The organism is Aquifex pyrophilus (genome assembly GCF_054656935.1).
Map to the genome: position 1 here is coordinate 133,978 of NZ_BAAHXJ010000003.1, position 19,029 is coordinate 153,006.

The 19,029-nt window shown below is 46.9% G+C and carries 20 protein-coding genes; 12 read left to right on the forward strand and 8 right to left on the reverse strand.

Features of this window, described 5'->3' with window-relative positions; all coding sequences use genetic code 11:
- Window positions 1-5: 5 nt before the first annotated feature.
- The 3 genes from ACYQZ0_RS01295 to tilS are packed head-to-tail and all read left to right on the forward strand — an operon-like array spanning window position 6 to window position 2,822.
- The gene (locus tag ACYQZ0_RS01295) at window positions 6-758 is read left to right on the forward strand and encodes an LOG family protein (RefSeq protein WP_459774628.1); all 753 of its coding nucleotides are present in this window, start codon (window positions 6-8) and stop codon (window positions 756-758) included.
- Window positions 736-1,872, forward strand: coding sequence for an exonuclease subunit SbcD (gene sbcD, locus ACYQZ0_RS01300; RefSeq protein ID WP_459774630.1), 1,137 nt, complete (start codon window positions 736-738; stop codon window positions 1,870-1,872). The genes ACYQZ0_RS01295 and sbcD overlap by 23 nt, the downstream gene beginning before the upstream one ends.
- A complete protein-coding gene (gene tilS, locus ACYQZ0_RS01305) occupies window positions 1,869-2,822 on the forward strand; it encodes a tRNA lysidine(34) synthetase TilS (protein ID WP_459774632.1) in 954 nt (317 codons plus the stop codon). Before sbcD ends, tilS begins: the two co-directional genes overlap by 4 nt.
- Here the strand turns inward: tilS and ACYQZ0_RS01310 are convergent.
- The 3 genes from ACYQZ0_RS01310 to ACYQZ0_RS01320 are packed head-to-tail and all read right to left on the reverse strand — an operon-like array spanning window position 2,806 to window position 7,073.
- On the reverse strand, window positions 2,806-3,852 hold the full coding sequence (locus ACYQZ0_RS01310; RefSeq protein ID WP_459774634.1) for a succinate--CoA ligase subunit alpha: 1,047 nt from the start codon (window positions 3,850-3,852) through the stop codon (window positions 2,806-2,808). The two genes, tilS and ACYQZ0_RS01310, sit on opposite strands and share 17 nt — an antisense overlap.
- A gap of 23 nt (window positions 3,853-3,875) precedes the next feature.
- Window positions 3,876-4,592, reverse strand: coding sequence for an LPS export ABC transporter ATP-binding protein (gene lptB, locus ACYQZ0_RS01315; RefSeq protein WP_459774636.1), 717 nt, complete (start codon window positions 4,590-4,592; stop codon window positions 3,876-3,878).
- Between the two features lie 3 nt (window positions 4,593-4,595).
- A complete protein-coding gene (locus ACYQZ0_RS01320; protein ID WP_459774638.1) occupies window positions 4,596-7,073 on the reverse strand; it encodes a CBS domain-containing protein in 2,478 nt (825 codons plus the stop codon).
- Between the two features lie 76 nt (window positions 7,074-7,149).
- Here ACYQZ0_RS01320 and ACYQZ0_RS01325 point away from each other — a divergent pair, with 76 nt between their 5' ends.
- Window positions 7,150-7,485, forward strand: coding sequence for a (2Fe-2S) ferredoxin domain-containing protein (locus ACYQZ0_RS01325; protein WP_459774640.1), 336 nt, complete (start codon window positions 7,150-7,152; stop codon window positions 7,483-7,485).
- Here the strand turns inward: ACYQZ0_RS01325 and hfq are convergent.
- From hfq to ACYQZ0_RS01345, 4 genes are read right to left on the reverse strand one after another with little or no spacing between them, the layout of a single operon-like run.
- Window positions 7,482-7,724: an RNA chaperone Hfq gene (gene hfq / locus ACYQZ0_RS01330; protein WP_459774642.1), complete on the reverse strand. Its 243-nt coding sequence runs from the start codon at window positions 7,722-7,724 to the stop codon at window positions 7,482-7,484. The genes ACYQZ0_RS01325 and hfq overlap by 4 nt on opposite strands.
- A 26-nt stretch (window positions 7,725-7,750) precedes the next feature.
- Complete coding sequence (locus tag ACYQZ0_RS01335; RefSeq protein ID WP_459774987.1) at window positions 7,751-8,704, reverse strand: KpsF/GutQ family sugar-phosphate isomerase; 954 nt, start codon at window positions 8,702-8,704, stop codon at window positions 7,751-7,753.
- 4 nt (window positions 8,705-8,708) lie between these two features.
- Entirely contained in the window at window positions 8,709-9,242 is a 534-nt protein-coding gene (gene ppa / locus ACYQZ0_RS01340; protein ID WP_459774644.1) for an inorganic diphosphatase, read from the reverse strand.
- A gap of 18 nt (window positions 9,243-9,260) precedes the next feature.
- On the reverse strand, window positions 9,261-10,634 hold the full coding sequence (locus tag ACYQZ0_RS01345) for a phosphoglucomutase/phosphomannomutase family protein (protein ID WP_459774646.1): 1,374 nt from the start codon (window positions 10,632-10,634) through the stop codon (window positions 9,261-9,263).
- Window positions 10,635-10,650: 16 nt separating this feature from the next.
- Here ACYQZ0_RS01345 and murB point away from each other — a divergent pair, with 16 nt between their 5' ends.
- Genes murB through ACYQZ0_RS01385 form a run of 8 tightly spaced genes read left to right on the forward strand, consistent with a single transcriptional unit; the run spans window position 10,651 to window position 16,996 of the window.
- Window positions 10,651-11,538 (forward strand): UDP-N-acetylmuramate dehydrogenase, encoded by an 888-nt coding sequence (gene murB / locus ACYQZ0_RS01350; protein ID WP_459774648.1) that lies wholly within the window; start codon window positions 10,651-10,653, stop codon window positions 11,536-11,538.
- A complete protein-coding gene (locus ACYQZ0_RS01355) occupies window positions 11,519-12,388 on the forward strand; it encodes a D-alanine--D-alanine ligase family protein (protein WP_459774650.1) in 870 nt (289 codons plus the stop codon). Before murB ends, ACYQZ0_RS01355 begins: the two co-directional genes overlap by 20 nt.
- Window positions 12,385-13,032: a cell division protein FtsQ/DivIB gene (locus tag ACYQZ0_RS01360; protein WP_459774652.1), complete on the forward strand. Its 648-nt coding sequence runs from the start codon at window positions 12,385-12,387 to the stop codon at window positions 13,030-13,032. Before ACYQZ0_RS01355 ends, ACYQZ0_RS01360 begins: the two co-directional genes overlap by 4 nt.
- Window positions 13,029-14,276 (forward strand): cell division protein FtsA, encoded by a 1,248-nt coding sequence (ftsA, locus tag ACYQZ0_RS01365; protein ID WP_459774654.1) that lies wholly within the window; start codon window positions 13,029-13,031, stop codon window positions 14,274-14,276. The genes ACYQZ0_RS01360 and ftsA overlap by 4 nt, the downstream gene beginning before the upstream one ends.
- A gap of 14 nt (window positions 14,277-14,290) precedes the next feature.
- Window positions 14,291-15,397, forward strand: a complete 1,107-nt coding sequence (ftsZ, locus tag ACYQZ0_RS01370) for a cell division protein FtsZ (protein WP_459774656.1) — start codon at window positions 14,291-14,293, stop codon at window positions 15,395-15,397.
- Window positions 15,394-16,158, forward strand: coding sequence for a cyclic pyranopterin monophosphate synthase MoaC (moaC, locus tag ACYQZ0_RS01375; RefSeq protein ID WP_459774658.1), 765 nt, complete (start codon window positions 15,394-15,396; stop codon window positions 16,156-16,158). The genes ftsZ and moaC overlap by 4 nt, the downstream gene beginning before the upstream one ends.
- Window positions 16,146-16,715: a UbiX family flavin prenyltransferase gene (locus ACYQZ0_RS01380; protein ID WP_459774660.1), complete on the forward strand. Its 570-nt coding sequence runs from the start codon at window positions 16,146-16,148 to the stop codon at window positions 16,713-16,715. The genes moaC and ACYQZ0_RS01380 overlap by 13 nt, the downstream gene beginning before the upstream one ends.
- Entirely contained in the window at window positions 16,703-16,996 is a 294-nt protein-coding gene (locus tag ACYQZ0_RS01385; protein ID WP_459774662.1) for a cupin domain-containing protein, read from the forward strand. Before ACYQZ0_RS01380 ends, ACYQZ0_RS01385 begins: the two co-directional genes overlap by 13 nt.
- Window positions 16,997-17,021: 25 nt before the next feature.
- On the opposite strand, the gene ACYQZ0_RS01390 is transcribed toward ACYQZ0_RS01385, so the two are convergent.
- The gene (locus ACYQZ0_RS01390; RefSeq protein WP_459774664.1) at window positions 17,022-18,986 is read right to left on the reverse strand and encodes a pyruvate/oxaloacetate carboxyltransferase; all 1,965 of its coding nucleotides are present in this window, start codon (window positions 18,984-18,986) and stop codon (window positions 17,022-17,024) included.
- Between the last annotated feature and the right edge of the window lie 43 nt (window positions 18,987-19,029).

Sequence of the window (19,029 nt, forward strand, 5' to 3'; positions counted from 1 at the left end):
AGAGTATGGATAAAGACAGTCTAAGGATTATAGAAGAGCTGAAGATAAGGCAAGGGGATACCTGGAGAGTTTTCAAGATAATGAGCGAGTTCGTTTACGGATTTGACGAGCTCGCGGATGTTGGTCCCGCAATAACCTTTTTCGGAAGCTCAAGGGCAAAGGAAACGGACAAATATTATAAACTCGCCTATGAAACGGCTTTTAATCTCGGGAAGCTGGGTTTTACGATAATAACGGGGGGAGGACCCGGAATAATGGAGGCCGCAAACAGGGGGGCATACGACAGCGGAACCGAAAGCATAGGACTTAACATAGACATACCGCGGGAACAGGTTCCCAATAAGTACCAGACAAAGAACCTAAAGTTTAAATACTTCTTCGTTAGAAAGGTTATGCTCCTCAAGTACGCGATGGCTTACGTTATATTTCCGGGAGGTTTCGGGACCTTTGACGAGCTCTTTGAAGCCCTCACCCTTATACAGACGGGGAAAAGCCATAAATTTCCCCTCATACTCTTCGGAAGCGAGTATTACTCAAAACTCCTTGAGTTCATGAAGGAGGTTATGGTAAAGCACGGAACCATAGACGAGGAGGACCTGAACCTCATGGTTCTCGTTGACGAACCGAAGGATGTTATAAGACACGTGATGGAGAAGGCAAGGGAGAAATACAACATCCTTAAAAGGTTCGGAGAGACACCTTTCCTTCACAAACTTGAGAAAATAATTAAGAGATATGAGGCTGTTGCATCTCTCTGACGTTCACGCCGGGAAAAGCCTGGGGAGGGTATCAAGGAACGAAGACGTATCTTATGCCCTCTCCCAGGTAATAGATTTTTGTAAGGAAAGCAGGCCTGACCTTGTTCTCGTAGCGGGGGACCTCTTTGATAAGGCTAATCCCGACAACGAGGCTAAGGAGGTTGTTTTTGATTTCTTCCTGAGACTCCGCTCCCTGAACATCCCTTCCGTGGTCATCGCGGGAAATCACGACAGCTACGAGTTTATGAAAAGTATAGGAAAACTCCTCAAAGTTATAAACGTTCACGTTTTTCACAAACCTGACCTTGAGAACGGAGTCTTTGAGTTCGGAGAGCTGAAGGTGGCATGCCTCCCTTACCCCTCCGAGAGGGTTATAACGGGTGCGGGAAGCGAGTCAAAGCTCTCTTACGCCCTTGCTGTTGAGAAGGCGATAAAGTATTTATACAAAAAGGTTGAGGACGCAAGGTTTAAAGTTCTCCTCTCCCACCTCTTCATAGCGGGCTCAAAGTTCACGAGAACGGAAAGGGAAGCGAGCATATCCCAGTATTACGCTATTGAGCCAACCTCCATTCCCGAAGGTTTTGATTACGTAGCCCTCGGGCACGTCCATAGGTACCAGAGGCTTGAGAGAGTTCCCTCACCCGCATACTACACGGGCTCTCTCTTCCAGCTTGATTTCTCGGAAGCGGGAAGCGACAAGTTTTTTAACTTCGTTGAACTGAAGGAGGACTCCCCTCCCCACGTTGAAGCTATAAAGCTAAGCCTTAAGAATCCCCTTCACGAGGTTGAGATAGACCAGAGGGATTACCTGAAGAGCCTTGAAGAAATTAAGAAGCTACAGGGATACCTGAAGGTAAGGATAAGGGTAAGCGACAAAACGAGGTTAAACTTCGTTATGGAAAGGGTGAGGGAGGTTCTCGGGGATAAGCTCATAAAGATGGAGCTCCTTGAAAGCTCCCAGCAAAGAAAAAGAGAAGAAAACGAAAAAAGCGAAACCCTTAACATACTTGAGCTCTACAAGAGCTACTTTAAGGAAAACTACAGAAAGGAGGTTCCTGAGGAGGTTTTAAAGACCCTTACCGAGCTCTACAACCTCGTTCACAACGGGGAATGAGTCCCGAAACGCTCGTCGTAAGGAAGGTTTTAAAGCTCCAGAATGAAGAAAGAATATTCAGGGGGGAGAAGAAAGTTCTCGTGGCCTTTTCGGGAGGAGTTGACTCGGTAGTTTTAACGGATATACTCCTGAAGCTGAGAAATTACTTCGGTTTTGAGGAGGTAGCCCTCGCCCACTTTAACCATATGCTTAGGGAAACCGCAAAAAGGGACGAAGAATTTGCAAGGGAGTTTGCGAGAAAAAGGGGATTGAAGATTTTCGTTGAAAAGGGAAATGTTAAGGATTTTGCAAAGAGGGAAGGCCTCAGCCTTGAGGAAGCGGGGAGAATTCTAAGGTATGAATTTCTGAGGAGTGTAAAGGAGAGGGAGGGCTACGACGCTATAGCTACCGCACACCACCTCAACGACCTCGTTGAGACAATTATCCTATTCCTGACGAGGGGAACGGGAACGGAGGGGCTAATAGGCTTCCTTCCAAGGGAAGGGGATATCGTAAGACCCCTTTACTACGTCAAGAAGGAAGAGATAATAAACTACGCGAGATTTAAGAATCTATCCTGGGTTGAGGACGAGACGAATTACGACGTTAGCATACCGAGAAACAGAATAAGACACAGGGTCATTCCCGAACTAAAAAAGATAAACCCCAACCTTGAGGAGAACGTTCTTACAACCGTTAAGATTTTGAGGGAGGAGAGTGAATACTTTGATGAGTTAAGCGATAGGGTTCTTTCTTCCGCCCTTGAGGGGAACTGCTTGAGGGTTGAAGTTCTAATAAGGGAGAGCGTTGCTATTCAGAGAAGGGTCCTGAGAAAGTTTATACAGGAGAAGGACTTTAAAAAGGTTGAGCTTGTGAGGAGGCTTCTCTATAAAGGTGGGGAGGTGAACCTGGGAAAGGGAAAGATTGTGAGGAGGAAGGGAAAGAAGCTCTGTATTATTCTTGGGGCTTGAACTCGCAGGTTTCGGGGTCAATCGTTCTGTATAGGGGCTCAACCTTTCCGCCGGGAGTCGTGTCCTCAAAGTCCCTCGGAACTCCGAGCTCCTCTATACAGTTGACGAGGTCGTGGTAAAACTCCGCAACCTTCACGAGACCCGTTTCCTTCCCAACCTCGTTAAACATCCTTATCTTATCCGTTGCCTTACCCTTACCTCTCTCAACTATCGCACCCGCGTGTCCGAAGGAAACCCCTTCCATCTTCTCCTGGAACTTACCCGCAACGAAAGCCGCAACGGGCTTGTTCCACCTTCCTTCCTTATACAGTCTCAGGATTGTTTCCGCAGCCTGCTCCTCGTAAGTTCCGCCGACCTCTCCCTGTATTACAACTCCCTTAACGTTGGGGTCATCCGCTATTTCCTCAAGAACGTCAGCAAAGGTCGTGCAGGATATAACGTCTCCGCCGAGGGCAAGGGCCATGTAAACGCCCCATCCCCTTCTCTTGAACATCTCAGCGGTGGTCGTTGTAAGACCTCCCGACTTTGAGAGTATCACGAGTCCCCCGTCCGCGTAAGCTATTGAGGGGTTCTTACCACCTATCGCTCCAATTCTTGCGGGAATCCTCGGAACTATGCATCCGAGGGATGTGGGTCCGACGATTGTAACACCCCTCTCCTTTGCGTAATGGTAGAAGTAAACGGTGTCCCTTATGGGAACGTGCTCCGTAACTATGTAGATGAGCTTAATGCCCGCGTCAATAAGCTCTATTACCGCATCCTTAACCGATGCGGGGGGAACGTAAACGAGCCCCGTGTTAACGTCCTTCCCTTCTGGGGAGGATAGGGCTTCCTTTACGGTGTTGAATACGGGAATGCCCGCTACTTCCATACCGCCCTTCCCGGGTGTGACACCGACCTTTATGAACCCGGGGTAGAGGGCTTCGCTTTCCGCAACAACCTGAGAGGCTTCCCTTCCCGTAATACCAACGACAATTATACGGGTTTTATCGTTCAGGTACTTTGTCCCTACGCTCCAGTTCTTTTCCATAATTTGGATATTATAACAAGGTTTTAAAGCTCAAAATCCTCCCCGAGGTAGTTCTTTTTAACCGCTTCAACCTTAACGACATCCTCCGGGTAGCCCTTAGCTATTATCCTGCCCTCAGAAATTATGTAAACTCTGTCAACCATTCTTATTGTCTCCCTTACGTTGTGGTCCGTTATGAGTATGCCTATGTTGTTTCCCTTGAGTCTTAATATGAGCTTCCTTATCTCGGATACGATTATGGGGTCAAGGCCTGCAAAGGGCTCATCAAGGAGTATATACCTCGGATTCGTTATAAGGGAACGGGCTATCTCAAGCCTCCTCTTCTGTCCTCCCGAGAGTGCGTAAGCCTTCTGGTCCTTTAGCTCTATAAGTCCGAAGTCCTCAAGGAGCGTTTCCGCCTTCGCTAAGGCTTCGTTTCTGTCTTTGGTGAAGAACTCAAGAAATATGAGAAGGTTCTCAAGAACCGTTAGGTCCTCAAAAAGGGAGTGTTCCTGGGGAAGGAAGGAAAGCCCCTTTTTAGCCCTCCTGAAGGGGGGAAGGTGTGTAACGTCCTCCCCGTCTATCCTTATGCTTCCCCGGTCCGTGCTCACGAACCCTATAATCGCGTTAAAGAGCGTGGTCTTTCCCGCACCGTTAGGCCCGAGAAGACCCACAACCTCCCCCTTATCCACCTCAAGGGATACACCTTTAAGGATTTGCCTCCCTTTAAAGCTCTTGAAAACCTCCCTAACCTCCAGCATCCTTCACCCCATAAGCTCTTTTTTTAGCTCCTCTATCTTCTTTCCAAGTTCCTTTCCCGTGTATCCCTTGGCCTTAAGCTCCTCAATCTTCTCCTTGGGAACCTTGAAATGCCTCAGCCTCTCCATAAAAATTCTCACCTTCTCCCTCACCTCTTCATCAAGCATAAGGAGGAGCAAGAGGGAAGGGTGAAAGCCTTTCAAAGTTTTGTAAACCTTGTAATTGGTCCTTGCCTCCTTCAGGGCTTTCACTACGCTGTTTTTCTTGAAGAACAAGAACTTGAAGGCCTCCCTCACCCAAGAGGGTGCGGATATCTCCTCAAGGAACTTCCTTCCCGTTTCGTAATCAAGGGTGGAAAGTATAACGAGGAGGTAGAGCCATCCGTAATCAATCTTTTCCTCTTTGAACTCAAGGGAGTGCCAGTTTACCACCTTCCTGAGCTCCTCAAGCTTCTGGTATAGCTTCTCGCTCCACCTGAATCCGTGAATCAGTTCCTCAAGGATTCTGTACTTCCTGTACAGCTCAAGTATCTCAAGGAATTTTTCTTCTCTTAGGGCCAACTTAACCTCGTTTACGAGCCTTCCCCGCGGTGCTTCCGAGAGAACGCCCATATTCACAGCCTGTTTGAGGAGCTTCTCAGTACTCCTTGAAAGCTTGAAGCCGAGTCTTCCCGCAAATCTGAGAGCCCTCAGTATCCTTACGGGGTCCTCTATGAAGCTTACGGGATGGAGAACCCTTATTATTCCCTCCTTGAGGTCTCTTAGACCGCCGAAGTAGTCTATAAGGGTTCCGAAATCCTCAGGGTTTACCGATATGGCCATGGCGTTTATGGTAAAGTCCCTCCTTACGAGGTCCTCCTTCAGGCTTGCGGGCTCAACCTTTGGATAGGCTCCGGGCTTGGGGTAGGTTTCCCTTCTCGCGGTTGCGAGCTCAACCTTTATCTTACCTATCTTCAGGTGTGCTGTTCCGAACTCGGGAAAGGGGTGGAGGTTTACCCCGTGCCTCCTTGCGAGCTCCTCTCCCAGCTTTATGGCGTTCCCCTCAATTACGAAATCAACGTCCCAAACCTCCTTGCCGAGAAGTATGTCCCTCACAACCCCTCCCACTATGTAGGCCCTGTATCCGAGGCTTTTCGCAATCTCGCCTACCTTCAGAGCAAGCCCTTTTATGTTTTCGGGAAGCTCCAGCTTTCTCCTTTTTTCCTTTATCTTTGTCAGGTCCTCTCTCAATGCCTGAATGAGGTCAAGCCTCGTGACTACACCCATCACCGTTCCGTCCTCAACCACTGGTATGAGTTTCTGTCCGAACTTCGTGAGTATCTCCTCCGCTTCCCAGACAAAGGCATCTGGGGAGAGGGTTCGGAAGTCCCTGTTCATAAAGTCCTCTATTGGTCTATCGGGGAAATGTCTCACAACCTTCAGCAAAGCCTTTTTTGATACTATACCTACGAGCTTTCCCTCCTTGTTTATGACGGGTGCGTTGGCTATGCCTCTCTGGCTCATCTCGTAAAGGGCGTCCTTTACACTCAGGCGTTCCGATAGAACGAAAGGCGGTGTGCTCATAATCTCCCTCACTCTGAGTTTAACGAAACGCTCTGTAAGGATGCCTTTGAGTATTTCCTTTACCCTTTCCGCGGGAACGTTCTCAAGCTTCACCGCCCCCGCTTCCCTGTGTCCTCCACCTCCTATTTTGGAGAGAATCTCACCGGTATCTATATCCTCACTCTGGGAGCGTCCGAAGACGTAAGTCTTTCCCTCCGCCTCAAGGATTACGAAGAAGGCATCGGATTCCTTCAGGTCCTTTATCTCGTAAAGGAGCGTGTTTATATCGGGCTGGTACTTCTCAAGAACCGCGGTGGCTATGCTTATTTTCTTTCCGTTTAAGAATAACTTCTCTATTGAGTTTACTATTCTGCTCACCGCTTCTATCTGCTCCGGAGTGTATGTTTCCATAACGACCTCTCTTATCTTCCTGAGGTTTGCCCCCTTCTCAAGAAGCCAGGCAACCGCTTTAGCATCTCTCGGTGTTGTTCCCTCGTAGGTTAAGTTTCCCGTATCCTCGTATATCCCGAAGGCGAGAAGGGTTGCCTCCTCGGAGGTGAGGGAAACGTTTTTCTTCATAAGCTCCTCAACCACAAGCGTTGTTGCCGCACCCACCTTCTCAACCTTTCCCTTGAAGTTTTCTACGTCTCCCGAGGGATGGTGGTCGTAAACGATAATCTCCCTTACTTTTTCTTTCGGTATGTTTTCTGGCATGTAATGGGTATCAACGAGGATTAAGTCAAAGCACTCGGGAAGCTCTTCCGTTATCCTGAAAAGTTTCCTGAACTCTTTGAAAACCTCACCTGCCTTCTTTGAGAGGTATCTCGGCTTTAACAGGTACGCGTCCGGGAAAAGCTTAAGAACCCCGAAGGCGGAGGAAAGGCTGTCCAGGTCCGCACCTTCCGACAGAACCACGAGCTTTTTACAATCACTCCTCTCCATTCTTGATATACTTCATTTTAAGCCTCCGAAAGATTTTGTATGATTGTGGATAAAACCTTGAAAGGAGGTAAAGGAAATGGCGGAGTTCAAACACGTATTCGTATGCGTGCAGGATAGACCACCCGGACACCCTCAGGGTTCCTGTGCTCAAAGGGGTTCAAGGGAAGTTTTTCAGGCCTTTATGGAAAAGATTCAGACCGACCCTCAGCTTTTTATGTCAACGATAATAACACCTACGGGTTGTATGAACGCGTGCATGATGGGGCCCGTGGTAGTTGTTTATCCCGACGGCGTTTGGTACGGACAGGTGAAGCCCGAAGACGTTGACGAGATAGTTGAGAAGCATCTGAAGGGCGGTGAACCCGTTGAAAGGTTGGTTATATCAAAGGGGAAACCGCCGGGAATGCTTTAACCCTGTCCCGGCACCCCCGCTTCTTCAAACTCTATCTCAAGCCTTTCGTGGGGAACGATAGTTGTAATTGCGTGTTTATAAACTAAAGTTTGTTGCTTTCCATCTTCCAGAAGAATCGTAAATAAATCAAAAGACCTTATCCTTCCCTGAAGCCTTACACCGTTCACGAGGTATATGGAAACCTTTACCCTTCTCTTCCTCGCCGTGTTAAGAAAACTCTCCTGAAGCTTGTAAGGCATCTTCTACCTCCTGTTTTTCTTCAATTTTAAACGATTTCAGCCTTAAGGATGTCGTGCATATGTATTATACCTATTGGTTTGTTCTCCTCGTCAACGACAATGAGCACGGTTATGTTGTAATCCTCCATCTTCTTAAGCGCGGAAAGGGCGAGCTCATCGGGGGAGATGGTTTTCGGGTTTTTTGTCATAACGTCCTTCGCTCTTGTGTTTTCAAAACTTCCCCCTTTGTTTACAAAGCGTCTGAGGTCCCCGTCCGTTATTATGCCGACGAGCCTTCCCTCTTCGTTCACAACAGCGGTTGCACCAAACCCCTTCGCGGTCATCTCTATTATCGCCTCCTTCATAGGCGTATCTTCCCTCACGACGGGTAGTTCCTCACCAGTGTGGTATAAATCCTTAACAAGTCTCAACTTCCTCCCGAGGGCTCCCGCGGGATGCCTCAGGGCAAAATCCTCTTTAGTGAAACCCCTCAGCTCCATAACTGTCATAGCGAGGGCGTCTCCCAGAACAAGTGTTGCGGTTGAGCTCGTCGTCGGTGCGAGTTCAAGGGGACAGGCTTCCCTTTCAACGTTAAGGTTAAGAACGACCTCGCTGTGCTTTGCAAGGGTTGAACGGGGATTATTGGTTATGGCTATTATAGGAACTCCCTGGAGCTTTATGTATGGAATTAAGGCGAGAACCTCTCCGCTCTCCCCGCTGTTTGATATTGCTATGACTATATCCTTCTTATCAACTATGCCGAGGTCCCCGTGAAGGGCCTCCCCGGGATGGAGAAAAACCGAAGGCGTTCCCGTGCTTGAGAATGTTGAGGCTATCTTACGGGCTATGTGTCCCGATTTTCCTATCCCGGTGAGTATCACCTTGCCCTCGCAGGAAAGGATAAGCTCCACCGCCTTGGAAAAGTTTTCGTCAAGGGAGGAGAGGAGACGCTCAAGTCCCCTTATCTCCTCAGATATAACCTTTTTTCCGAGCTCCAATATCTTTTTACTTTCCACCTTTTTTGTAGTTCTCAATTCCCTTCTTTATCTCCTCTATTGCGTCCTGAAGCCCTCTCCAGTTTTCAACCTTCACCCATTTTCCGGGCTCAAGCTCCTTGTAATGCTCAAAGAAGTGCTTAATCCTCTCCCTGATAATCTCGGGAAGCTGGTCAACGGTCTTTATATCGCTGTAGGTGGGGTCAAGCTTTTCGTGGGGAACCGCTATCAGCTTGGTATCTATTCCCTCCTCGTCCCTCATCTCAAGCATACCTATGGGTCTGCACCTCATAACGCTTCCGGGAGCTACGGGTTCCCTTGATATGACGAGGACGTCAACGGGGTCCCCGTCGTCCGCGAGTGTCTGGGGAATGAAGCCGTAGTTAAAGGGGTAATACATCGCGGTAAAGAGAAAGCGGTCCACGAATATAACGCCGGTGTCCTTGTCAAGCTCGTACTTAATACCGCTACCCTGGGGAATTTCTATAACGACGTATATATCCTCGGGAGGATTCTTCCCCGGGGGTAAGTCCTTGTATCCCATCTTCCACCTCCAGCTAAATTATTTTAAAAGCTCAACACCCGCATCAAGTAGCTTCTGAACCTCATCCTCCGAGGGAGCTTCCGCGTAAACCCTTATAAGGGGCTCCGTTCCCGACGGCCTCATCAAGAGCCAGGAATCGTCCTCAAACACGAACTTAACCCCGTCTATCCTCTTTACCTCCCTCACCTTCACACCCCCAACCTTCTCGGGTGGATTCTCCCTCAGTTCCTCAATCTTTTTCTTTACCTTTTCCTCAACCCTCAGGTCTATTCTTTTGTAGTGGGCTGTTCCGAAGCGTTTGAATATCTCCTCTATCACACCCGAAAGGGTTTTATCCTTAAGGTAGATAAGCTCAAGGATGTTCAGGGCGGAAAATATGCCGTCCCTTTCGGGAAGGTACGCGGGTATGCCGTAGCCTCCGGACTCCTCGCCTCCGAAAATAACTCCTCCTTCCTTCAGGATTATCTCGTTTATGTTCTTAAAGCCGACGCCGACCTCTATCAGGGGAACACCGAACTCCTTACATATGCGGTCCGCAAGGTATGTTGTTGACACCGTTTTCACAACCTTTCCCCTTTTTCCCTTGTTCTCAAGTATGTGAAGGAGGAGCATGGCGTATATGAGCTGGGTGTTAACGTAATTTCCTTTTTCGTCAACGAGGGCTACGCGGTCCCCGTCCCCGTCGTTCGCAATTCCCAAATCCGCCTTAAGGCTTCTCACCTTCTCCTTCGTTATCTCCATATACTTCTCTATGGGTTCCGGGGGATTTCCGCCAAAGAGTGGGTCCCTGTTCTTCCTTATATTCACAACGCTCACCTTTGTATCCCTCAGGACATACTCAAGGAGTCCCGAGGTGGTTCCGTGCATTGAGTCGTGAACGATTAAGGTTTCCCTTTCCCTCAAAAGGTCAAGGTTTATTAAACTTCTCAACTTCTCAACGTAATGCTTCCTCACCTCCTGAAACTCGGGCTCGTATTCTTTGAACTCAATCTTTTCCTCTCTTACCCTTGATTCAACTTCTTTCACGAACTCGGGAGTTGCGGAACCTCCGAAACTTTCCTTAATCTTATACCCGTTGTAAACGGGAGGATTATGGGAAGCGGTTATCATCACTCCCCCGTTGTATCCCATATACTTCACACCGAAGGAAACCATAGGTGTTGTGCAAGCACTTCCAACGAGCTTTACCTCAAGCCCCTCCGTTTTCATAACGTCGTAAACCGCCTTAGCAAAGTCCTCCGAGCGGAAACGCCAGTCGTATCCCACGAGAACTTTATTCAAACCTTTCTCTTTTAGGACTTCCGCGTGGGCTTTTGCAACTTTTCTTACGTTTTCAAAGTTAAACTCTTCCGCTATCCTCGCCCTCCACCCGTCCGTTCCGAATTTAACCATAATATTAAAGGTTAACATGGAAGTTTATAAGGATTTTCCCTTAAGGGATTTAACAACGATAAAGGTAGGGGGGAAAGCCCTTTACTACGTGGAACCGAGAACGCTTAAAGAAATAAAGGACGCGATAAATTTTTCAAAAATTAAGGAGCTCCCCCTTTTCATCCTTGGAAACGGCTCAAATACCATATTCGGGGATATTCGGGGAGTTGTTCTTAGCACACCAAGGCTAAAGGGAATGAAGGTGAGAAAGGAGGGGGATACCTTTTTTATTGAAGTCCTTTGCGGAACACCTCTCAAAGAGATTATAAGGATTTCCCTCTCGGAAAACCTTGAGGGCATTTACAGGCTCCTCGGATTTCCCGCAAGCGTCGGTGGTGCGGTATCCATGAATGCGGGAGCCTTCGGAGTTGAGATATCGGACTTTCTTGAAGAGGTTTACGTCCTGAACTGGGAGGGGGAGCTCATAAGGTATAAAAAAGAGGAGATAAATTTTTCCTACAGAAGTTCTCCTTTTCCTAAAGAGGGAATAGTATTTAAGGCGGTTTTTCGCTTAAAAAAGTCCGAAAAAAACGTCAAAGAAGAATACACACGCATAAGGGAAGAAAGAAGAAAAAAGCAACCTGTTAATCTTCCGACAAGCGGTTCAACCTTCAAGAATCCAAAGGGAAGTTATGCGGGAAAGCTCCTTGAAGAATCGGGACTTAAGGGCTTTAAACTGAAAAATGCGGGATTTTCCGAGAAGCATGCCAATTTTCTAATAAATTACGGGAATGCCAGCTTTTCGGAGATTAGGGAGTTAATAGATATTGCGAAGGAGAAGGTTTACGAGAATTGCGGGATAAATCTCGTTGAGGAGGTGAAGCTGGTTGAGAGTAGCGGTAATAATGGGTGGGAAATCCTCTGAGAGGGAGATATCCCTCAAGACGGGCGAGGCGGTGGCAAAAGCCCTGAGGGAGCTTGGACACGAGGTTTACACCTTTGACCTTACTCCCGAGCTTCCTTGCAAACTCCTTGAGTTAAAACCAGATAAGGTTTTTATAGCCCTTCACGGGAGGCCCGGGGAGGACGGAACCGTTCAGGGAATGCTTGAGATTCTCGGAATACCCTACACGGGCTCAGACACGATAGCTTCCGCTGTGTGCATAGACAAGGATTTCACGAAGAGAATTCTCCAGAGGGAAGGCATAAAAACTCCAAAGTGGGAGGTTATATACGAGAGGGAGGATTTAGAAAACTTAAACTGGGATACCTTTCCCGCTGTTGTGAAGCCCGCAAGGGAAGGTTCAAGCATCGGGCTGAAAGTTGTGAGTAGCTTTGATGAGCTAAAGGGACACGTTGAGGAACTACTCAAAAAAACGGAGAAGGTAATGATTGAGGAGTTCATAAAGGGAAGGGAACTAACGGTCGGAATGCTTAAAGGTGAACCCCTTCCCGTGATAGAGATAAGGCCTAAAAAAGGTGTATATGACTACGAGAGTAAGTATACAAAGGGGATGAGCGAATACGTAGTAATTGAAGATGAAACTTTAACCGAAAAACTTCACGAAATTTCAAAAAAAATATACAAAGTTTTATCCTTAAAGGATTTTGCACGCATTGATTTTCGCCTTTCCGAAGATGGAGAAATTTACTTTCTCGAGGTAAACACCATACCGGGAATGACCGAACTTAGTTTACTGCCCATGTCAGCAAAAGCAAAAGGTATAGACTTTCGGGAATTGATAAATATAATTATCTCTGAGGGGGGAATTTGAGAAACTTGGTGGGCGGTATCTTAGGAACGCTCATTCTCATATACATATTATCAATAGGCATACTTAAACTGCCCTTTTTGAGGGTAAACTCCGTAATACTCGAAGGGCTAAAACCGAATGAAGCGACAAGAATAAAGCCCCTTTTCCGCTCACTCGGAAGGAACCTTATCTTCTTAAATGAGGAAAAGCTTCTCGCGGAGATAAATGAACGTCTCGGAGACAGATTTGAGAGACTTGAGGTGGATAGGAAATTCACAAAGGAGGGCGTAAACCTGAATATACATTTCATAAGGAGGAAAGCTGTAGCAAAGGTTTTTATAGGAGACAAGGTTTATCTGGTGAGTGAAAACGGAAAACTATTTCGGGACGAGAACCAGAAAGTTGAGAAAGTAATTTACTTGAAAGGAATAAATAATCTTGACAAAAGATTTATTAAGCTTCTGAAGTATTCAGATAGGATATACGTTTATCAAAACAGCCTAAAGCTGAATCTTGGTGATAGAAGAGTGCTCCTCCCATTTAATTTTTCCCTAAAGGAATTAAACCTACTTGAAAGCGTTATAAGAATGAATAATAAGGAAAATAGTTATAAGGAGGTGGATTTAAGGTATAAAAGATTTATACTTTTAAGGAAGAAGCTATGAATAGATTGGCGGCTTTAGATGTAGGTTCCGAAAAAGTTGTTTACCTAATCGGAGAGAGGGATAGTTACGGAGACATACACATAATAGGCTTTGGAGAGGTTCCATCAAGGGGGATAAAAAAGGGAATAATAAACGATTTAGCGGAAGCAAAGAAAAGTATCCTTGAGGCGCTAAAGGAAGCTGAGGAAATGGCTGGTGTAAAGGTAAGGGATATTATTTACGGAGTATCGGGAGGGACTACGAGGGGAGCGGGAATTAAAAGTCAGAACGTAAAAGATACGATAAGTATTCCATCAACCGCTAAGGATATAGACGAGACCCACATAAGCAGGCTTATAGACAGATGTCTAATGAAGAGTAAAGAGGACGGATACGAAATCGTATACTACACCCCGAGGAAATACGTACTCGATGAACACATGGAAGTGGAAAGTCCTTTAGGGCTTGAAGGTTCAAAGCTATCAGTAGAAGTTCATGTGGTAAAGGCAAGCCTTACAATACTCAGAAACCTTGAGAAAGCCATAATGGAAGTCGGATTAAATCCCGTAATGAGGTCTTCAAACGCCATTGCTTCCGCTGAAGCGGTTTTAACCCGTGAGGAAAAGGAGGAGGGCGTTCTCCTTATAGATATGGGAGCGGGACTTACAGACTACACCCTCTATATAGAGGGAAGCCCCTACATAACGGGAGTTGTTCCCTTCGGGGGAATGAATATAACGAAGGACCTAAGCTTTATGCTCAAGATTAATATAGAAACCGCGGAAAAGTTAAAAAAGGAAGTTGGTGAGGCCTTCCTGAAAGATGAAGGCGACGAGACCGTAAACATAAAGCCGAAAGGTGAGGATATAGAGATACCTAAGAGTAAAAGGGAGATTGTTGAGATTATATACAGCCGTGTTGAGGAAATAATAGACTACGTCATAAAAGATATAAAGGAAAAGGGAGGAAGGCTGGAGCTTCTTAACAACGGCATAGTTATAACGGGGGGAAGCGCCAAGCTGAAAGGACTCAGGGAAGCGGTTGAACACATAACCGGGCTTCCAGTGAGAATAGCCTCTCCCCATGGAATCATAGGGCTAAAGGAAAAGATTAACGACCCTAAGTATTCTACTGCTGTAGGTCTACTGAAGCAGGGGCTTCTTTCCCGTGCAACGAGTGTGAGTTCAAATACAAATTCCAAGCAGAACGGATTCTTAGAAAGTATAAAGGCAAAGCTTAAGAACCTTTTTGAGGAACTTCTGTAAGGGAGGTTATAAATATGGAAGTTTTGAATAACCCCTGCAGGATAAAGGTTATCGGTGTGGGAGGAGGAGGAAGTAACGCGGTAAACAGGATGTATGAGGACGGAATAGAGGGCGTTGAGCTCTTTGCGGTAAATACGGATATCCAACACCTAAACAGTCTGAAGGTTCCAAATAAAATTCAGATAGGGGAAAAGGTAACGAGAGGTCTGGGCGCGGGAGCGAGACCAGAAATAGGAGAGGAAGCGGCCCTTGAGGATATAGATAAGATTAAAGAGATGCTTTCCGATGCGGATATGGTGTTTATAGCATCGGGACTCGGAGGTGGAACGGGAACTGGTGCCGCTCCCGTAATAGCTAAAACCGCAAGAGATATGGGAATATTAACGGTAGCCGTTGCAACTCTCCCCTTTAAGTTTGAAGGAAAAAGGAAGATGGAGATAGCCCTAAAGGGACTTGAGAGGCTAAAGGAGTCCGCGGATGCGTACATAGTTATTCATAACCAAAAGGTGAGCGAGCTTTCAAACAAGATGCTCAGCATAAAAGACGCTTTTAAAGAGGTTGACGCTGTTCTCTCAAGGGCTGTGAGGGGAATAACGAGTATAGTTGTCACGGAAGCGGTTATTAACGTTGACTTTGCGGACATAAGGACAACCCTTGAAAACGGAGGACTCTCTATAATCGGTATGGGAGAAGGAGAGGGAGAAGGAAAGGAGGAATCCGCAATAGAAAAGGCTTTAACAAACCCTCTCCTGGAAGGAAACTCCATAGAAGGGGCTCAGAGGGCCCTCGTAACGCTCTGGACCTCGGAAGATATACCTTACTCGGTAATTGAAGACATAATGGAGAGGATAAGCGGTAGACTTCACGAAGATGCTCAGATAATATTCGGTGCTGTTCTTGAGAGCGATAAAAGCGATTTCATAAGAGTTGCGATTGTTGCGACGGATTTTCCCGAGGAGAAGTTCTCAGTAGAAGGTAAGGAGATATCCTTTAAAGTTATAAAGAACGAGAAACCTAAGGAGGAACAACCTGAGGAAGTTGTGCAGAAAAAGGCAGAACCATCAGATATTGTTGAGGAAATCCCCTCAATTTTGAGAAGAAAGAAAAAGGGTAATATATGAGGACGGTTGATATATCCTCAAAAATAGAAACCCTAAGGGAAGCGAAGGCTTACGGAAGAATTAGGCTAAAGAGGGAAACGATAGAGAGAATTAAGAACAATCAAATACCTAAGGGAAACCTTATAGAGGCGACAAAACTGAGCGGTATATTCGGGGCTAAAAGGACGGGGGAACTCCTCCCTTTCTGTCATCCCATTCCTGTGGACCACATATCGCTGGAAGTTAAGGTAAACGAGACAAGCCTTGAGGTATTTTCAACGGTAAGGGGTATAGCACGGACAGGTTACGAGATGGAAGCCTTAACCGCGGTGAGCGTCGCACTCCTCAACGTTTACGATATGTGTAAAGGCATTGACGACAGTATGGTAATAGAAGAGATAAAGCTCCTTGAAAAGAGAGGAGGAAAGAGCGACTGGTTCAAGGACCTTAAAGGTGTAAAGGTAAAGGTTAATGCGGATAACGAACACCTGAAGGAAATTATAAAGGATTACCTGAGGGAGCTCGGAGCGGAGTTCTCGGAAAATGCGGAGTTATACGTATCGGTGGGAGAAAACATTCCCTACGACAGATTTTTAAACGGCCTTGAGTCCATCGTTGCTTTTTACGACTTTACCCAGAATCCCAAAGAGGTAGCCCAAGAAATAAGGATTGGTAAGACGGACACATATGTTGTGATAATCCTTCCCGAGAACGAGAGGAAGATAAGGTTCTTCTTTGAAACGTTCGGGGGTATTATCGGACACCTCGTATGCGGAAGGTAGCGGTCTGCATAACGGGTGCGAGCGGTGTAATTTACGGGGTAAGCCTCGTAAAAGCCCTTTCGGAACTTTCCTACAGGGTTGACCTTGTTATATCGGGAAACGCAAGGGTTGTTTTAAAGGAGGAACACGGAAAAACCTTTGAGGACTACCTGAGTGGTTTAAAAAACGTTTTCCTTCACGATGAAAAAGATTTTACCTCTCCCCTTGCGAGTGGTTCCGTTCTCGTAAAGTATGAGGGTGTTTATATAGCTCCCTGCTCAACGAGCACCCTCGCATGCATAGCAAACGGAATAAATAAAAACCTGATTCACAGGATAGGGGAGGTTGCACTGAAGGAGAGGGTTCCCCTCGTTTTACTCGTCAGAGAAGCTCCCTACAGCAAGATACACCTTGAGAATATGCTGAAAATAACGGAAGCGGGAGGAATAATAGTTCCGGCAAGTCCCGCCTTTTACCATAAGCCTAAAAACCTTGAGGATATGATTAACTTCGTTGTGGGCAAGCTTTTGGACGTCCTCAGGATAGAGCATAATCTATATAAGAGATGGAAAGGGTGAGGGTTGAGCGAACGGGAATTAAGGATAAATCGGAGATATACAGAATTTTGAAAGAAAAGGGATACAGCGTTTACGAGTGGTACGACCCTCCCGGAACTTACTACCCCACTCATACTCACCCTGACAGAGAGGTAAGGTGGGTTATTGAAGGAGAGGTCGTTATAGGAACGGAGGGAAAAGAGATAACCTTAAAAGAGGGGGATATGATAGAGCTTGAGCCCGGAACTCCTCACTGGGCTAAAACCGAAAAGGGAGTTCGTTATATCTGTGGTTCAAAATAGGTAAAAAGAAGGAAAGGGGAAAAAATCACTGATAGCTTTTGTCTTCTTTGTGGGGAACTATTCTCATTAAGGCCTGGTCGGGATTTACTTGGTCTCCGGGTTTTACGAATATCTTCTTAACGATTCCGTCTATTGGTGCGTGAACCTCGTTTTCCATCTTCATAGCCTCAACAGTTGCGACCGTCTGACCCTGTTGAACGGGTTCACCTTCCTTTACAAGAACCTTTACCACCTTTCCGGGCATGGGAGGCGTAACGTCTCCGGGTTCCGTTGCCTTGGGTATTCCCTCCTCTTCCGCAGCGGTTTGGACTGATGCTCCACCGCCCTGGGGAATAGCTTCCTTGAAGGGCTTTAGCTGTATTTCCTCAAGTCTGTTGTTTATCCTTACGTAATACTTCCTCGGCTTTCCGCTTTCCGCATCCACGGATACGCCTTCTATCTTAACCTTAAACTTCTCACCGTGGTATGTGACCTCAAACTCTATGGGTGCAGCACCGGGAACTTCTCCAGGTTTCGTTTCCGCAACTTCGGGAAGCTCAGCGTCAACGGGTTCGGGGTGAAGCTCTCCCTTCTCCCTGAGCTCAAAGAACTCTTTAGCTTGCATCGGGAAGAGTATGTAAAGGAGAACTTCCTCATCGGTGGGCTCTCTTCCGAAGAGCTCTTCAAGTTCCTTTTTAGCCTTATCCCACTCGTGGGGGTCCGCGTAGTCGGCAGCCCTTGTGGAGAAGTCGGGTTCTTTTCCGGGACCGAGTATCTTTTCAACGAGCTCCTTGGATATGGGTCCGGGGGGCTTTCCGTATTTTCCTTCAACGTAGTCTCTGACTTCCTTGGTTATAACCTTATACCTCTCTCCGGTTATAACGTTGAGAACAGCCTGAACACCAACAATCTGGGAGGAGGGCGTTAGAAGCGGTGGGTATCCGAGGTCTTTTTCAACTCTCGGAACTTCTTCAAGGGCTTCCTCTATCTTATCAAGGGCGTTTGCCTCCATCAGCTGGGCAACCATATTGGATATCATTCCGCCGGGTATCTTGTGTATGAGAACCTTGGCGTTGACGCCGGCATACTCGGTTTCATACTTCTTGTACTTCTTCTTTATCTTCTTCGCAATCTCGGCCGCTTCTGATATCTTCTGGAGGTCAAGCTCCGTATCGTAGGGTGTTCCCTCAAGGGCTGCGACAATAGTCTCGGTTGCGGGGTGAGATGAACCGAATGCCAGGGGTGATAGGACCGTGTCAAGCATGTCAACGCCTGCGAGAACCGCCATTATGTGGTTCATCGTAGCCATTCCGCTCATGTCGTGGTTATGGAGAAGAACGGGTATCTTTCCTCCCGTAACCTCTTTAATTCCCTTGATTATCTGATAGCACTCAAAGGGTTGCATTATTCCGGTAGCGTCCTTGAAGGATATCCAGTCGGGCTCCATTTCCGCAAGCTCTTGGGCATACTGCATCCAGAGCTCGTAGGTGTGTATGGGGCTTCTCGTGTAGGATATCTCGGCGTGAACCTCTCCGCCGAACTCCTTTATAGCCTTAACCGCGGTTTCTATGTTCCTGTTGTCGTTTAAGGAGTCAAAGACTCTGAACACGGTTATTCCGTTCTCTATTGCCTTCTCAACGAACTTCTTAACGACGTAGTCGCTCCTTGGCTTGTATCCGACTATGTTCTGTCCCCTGAAGAGCATTTGGAGTTTTGTGTTTGGCATTACTTCCTTTATCCTCCTGAGCCTTTCCCAGGGGTCTTCCTTGAGGTATCTCAGGCAGACGTCGTAGGTAGCTCCTCCCCATACCTCAACCGCGTAAAATCCGCACTTGTCAAGGGCCTCACATAGGGGGAGGAGGTCGTCGGTTCTCACACGGGTTGCGAGCTTACACTGCTGGCCGTCCCTGGGGGTGAGGTCGGTTATGAGTATCTTCTTCTTAAAGCCTTTATTCTTTACTTCCTTCAGCTTCTCCCTAATTTCCTCTATAACCTCCGGGTTCACCACCATTTAAAACACCTCCTTGAGTATGTTTTATTCTATACGTAAAACA

Bases quoted from the DNA above. Each gene is read 5' to 3' on its own strand.
- ppa (WP_459774644.1), bottom strand. From the start codon at position 9,242: ATGGGATACAAGGACTTACCCCCGGGGAAGAATCCTCCCGAGGATATA.
- ftsA (WP_459774654.1), top strand. From the start codon at position 13,029: ATGAATAGATTGGCGGCTTTAGATGTAGGTTCCGAAAAAGTTGTTTAC.
- lptB (WP_459774636.1), bottom strand. From the start codon at position 4,592: ATGCTGGAGGTTAGGGAGGTTTTCAAGAGCTTTAAAGGGAGGCAAATC.
- ACYQZ0_RS01310 (WP_459774634.1), bottom strand. From the start codon at position 3,852: ATGGAAAAGAACTGGAGCGTAGGGACAAAGTACCTGAACGATAAAACC.
- ACYQZ0_RS01345 (WP_459774646.1), bottom strand. From the start codon at position 10,634: ATGGTTAAATTCGGAACGGACGGGTGGAGGGCGAGGATAGCGGAAGAG.
- hfq (WP_459774642.1), bottom strand. From the start codon at position 7,724: ATGCCTTACAAGCTTCAGGAGAGTTTTCTTAACACGGCGAGGAAGAGA.
- ACYQZ0_RS01380 (WP_459774660.1), top strand. From the start codon at position 16,146: ATGCGGAAGGTAGCGGTCTGCATAACGGGTGCGAGCGGTGTAATTTAC.
- ACYQZ0_RS01385 (WP_459774662.1), top strand. From the start codon at position 16,703: ATGGAAAGGGTGAGGGTTGAGCGAACGGGAATTAAGGATAAATCGGAG.
- murB (WP_459774648.1), top strand. From the start codon at position 10,651: ATGGAAGTTTATAAGGATTTTCCCTTAAGGGATTTAACAACGATAAAG.
- tilS (WP_459774632.1), top strand. From the start codon at position 1,869: ATGAGTCCCGAAACGCTCGTCGTAAGGAAGGTTTTAAAGCTCCAGAAT.
- ACYQZ0_RS01390 (WP_459774664.1), bottom strand. From the start codon at position 18,986: ATGGTGGTGAACCCGGAGGTTATAGAGGAAATTAGGGAGAAGCTGAAG.
- sbcD (WP_459774630.1), top strand. From the start codon at position 736: ATGAGGCTGTTGCATCTCTCTGACGTTCACGCCGGGAAAAGCCTGGGG.
- ftsZ (WP_459774656.1), top strand. From the start codon at position 14,291: ATGGAAGTTTTGAATAACCCCTGCAGGATAAAGGTTATCGGTGTGGGA.
- ACYQZ0_RS01320 (WP_459774638.1), bottom strand. From the start codon at position 7,073: ATGGAGAGGAGTGATTGTAAAAAGCTCGTGGTTCTGTCGGAAGGTGCG.
- ACYQZ0_RS01325 (WP_459774640.1), top strand. From the start codon at position 7,150: ATGGCGGAGTTCAAACACGTATTCGTATGCGTGCAGGATAGACCACCC.
- ACYQZ0_RS01355 (WP_459774650.1), top strand. From the start codon at position 11,519: ATGGGTGGGAAATCCTCTGAGAGGGAGATATCCCTCAAGACGGGCGAG.
- ACYQZ0_RS01295 (WP_459774628.1), top strand. From the start codon at position 6: ATGGATAAAGACAGTCTAAGGATTATAGAAGAGCTGAAGATAAGGCAA.
- moaC (WP_459774658.1), top strand. From the start codon at position 15,394: ATGAGGACGGTTGATATATCCTCAAAAATAGAAACCCTAAGGGAAGCG.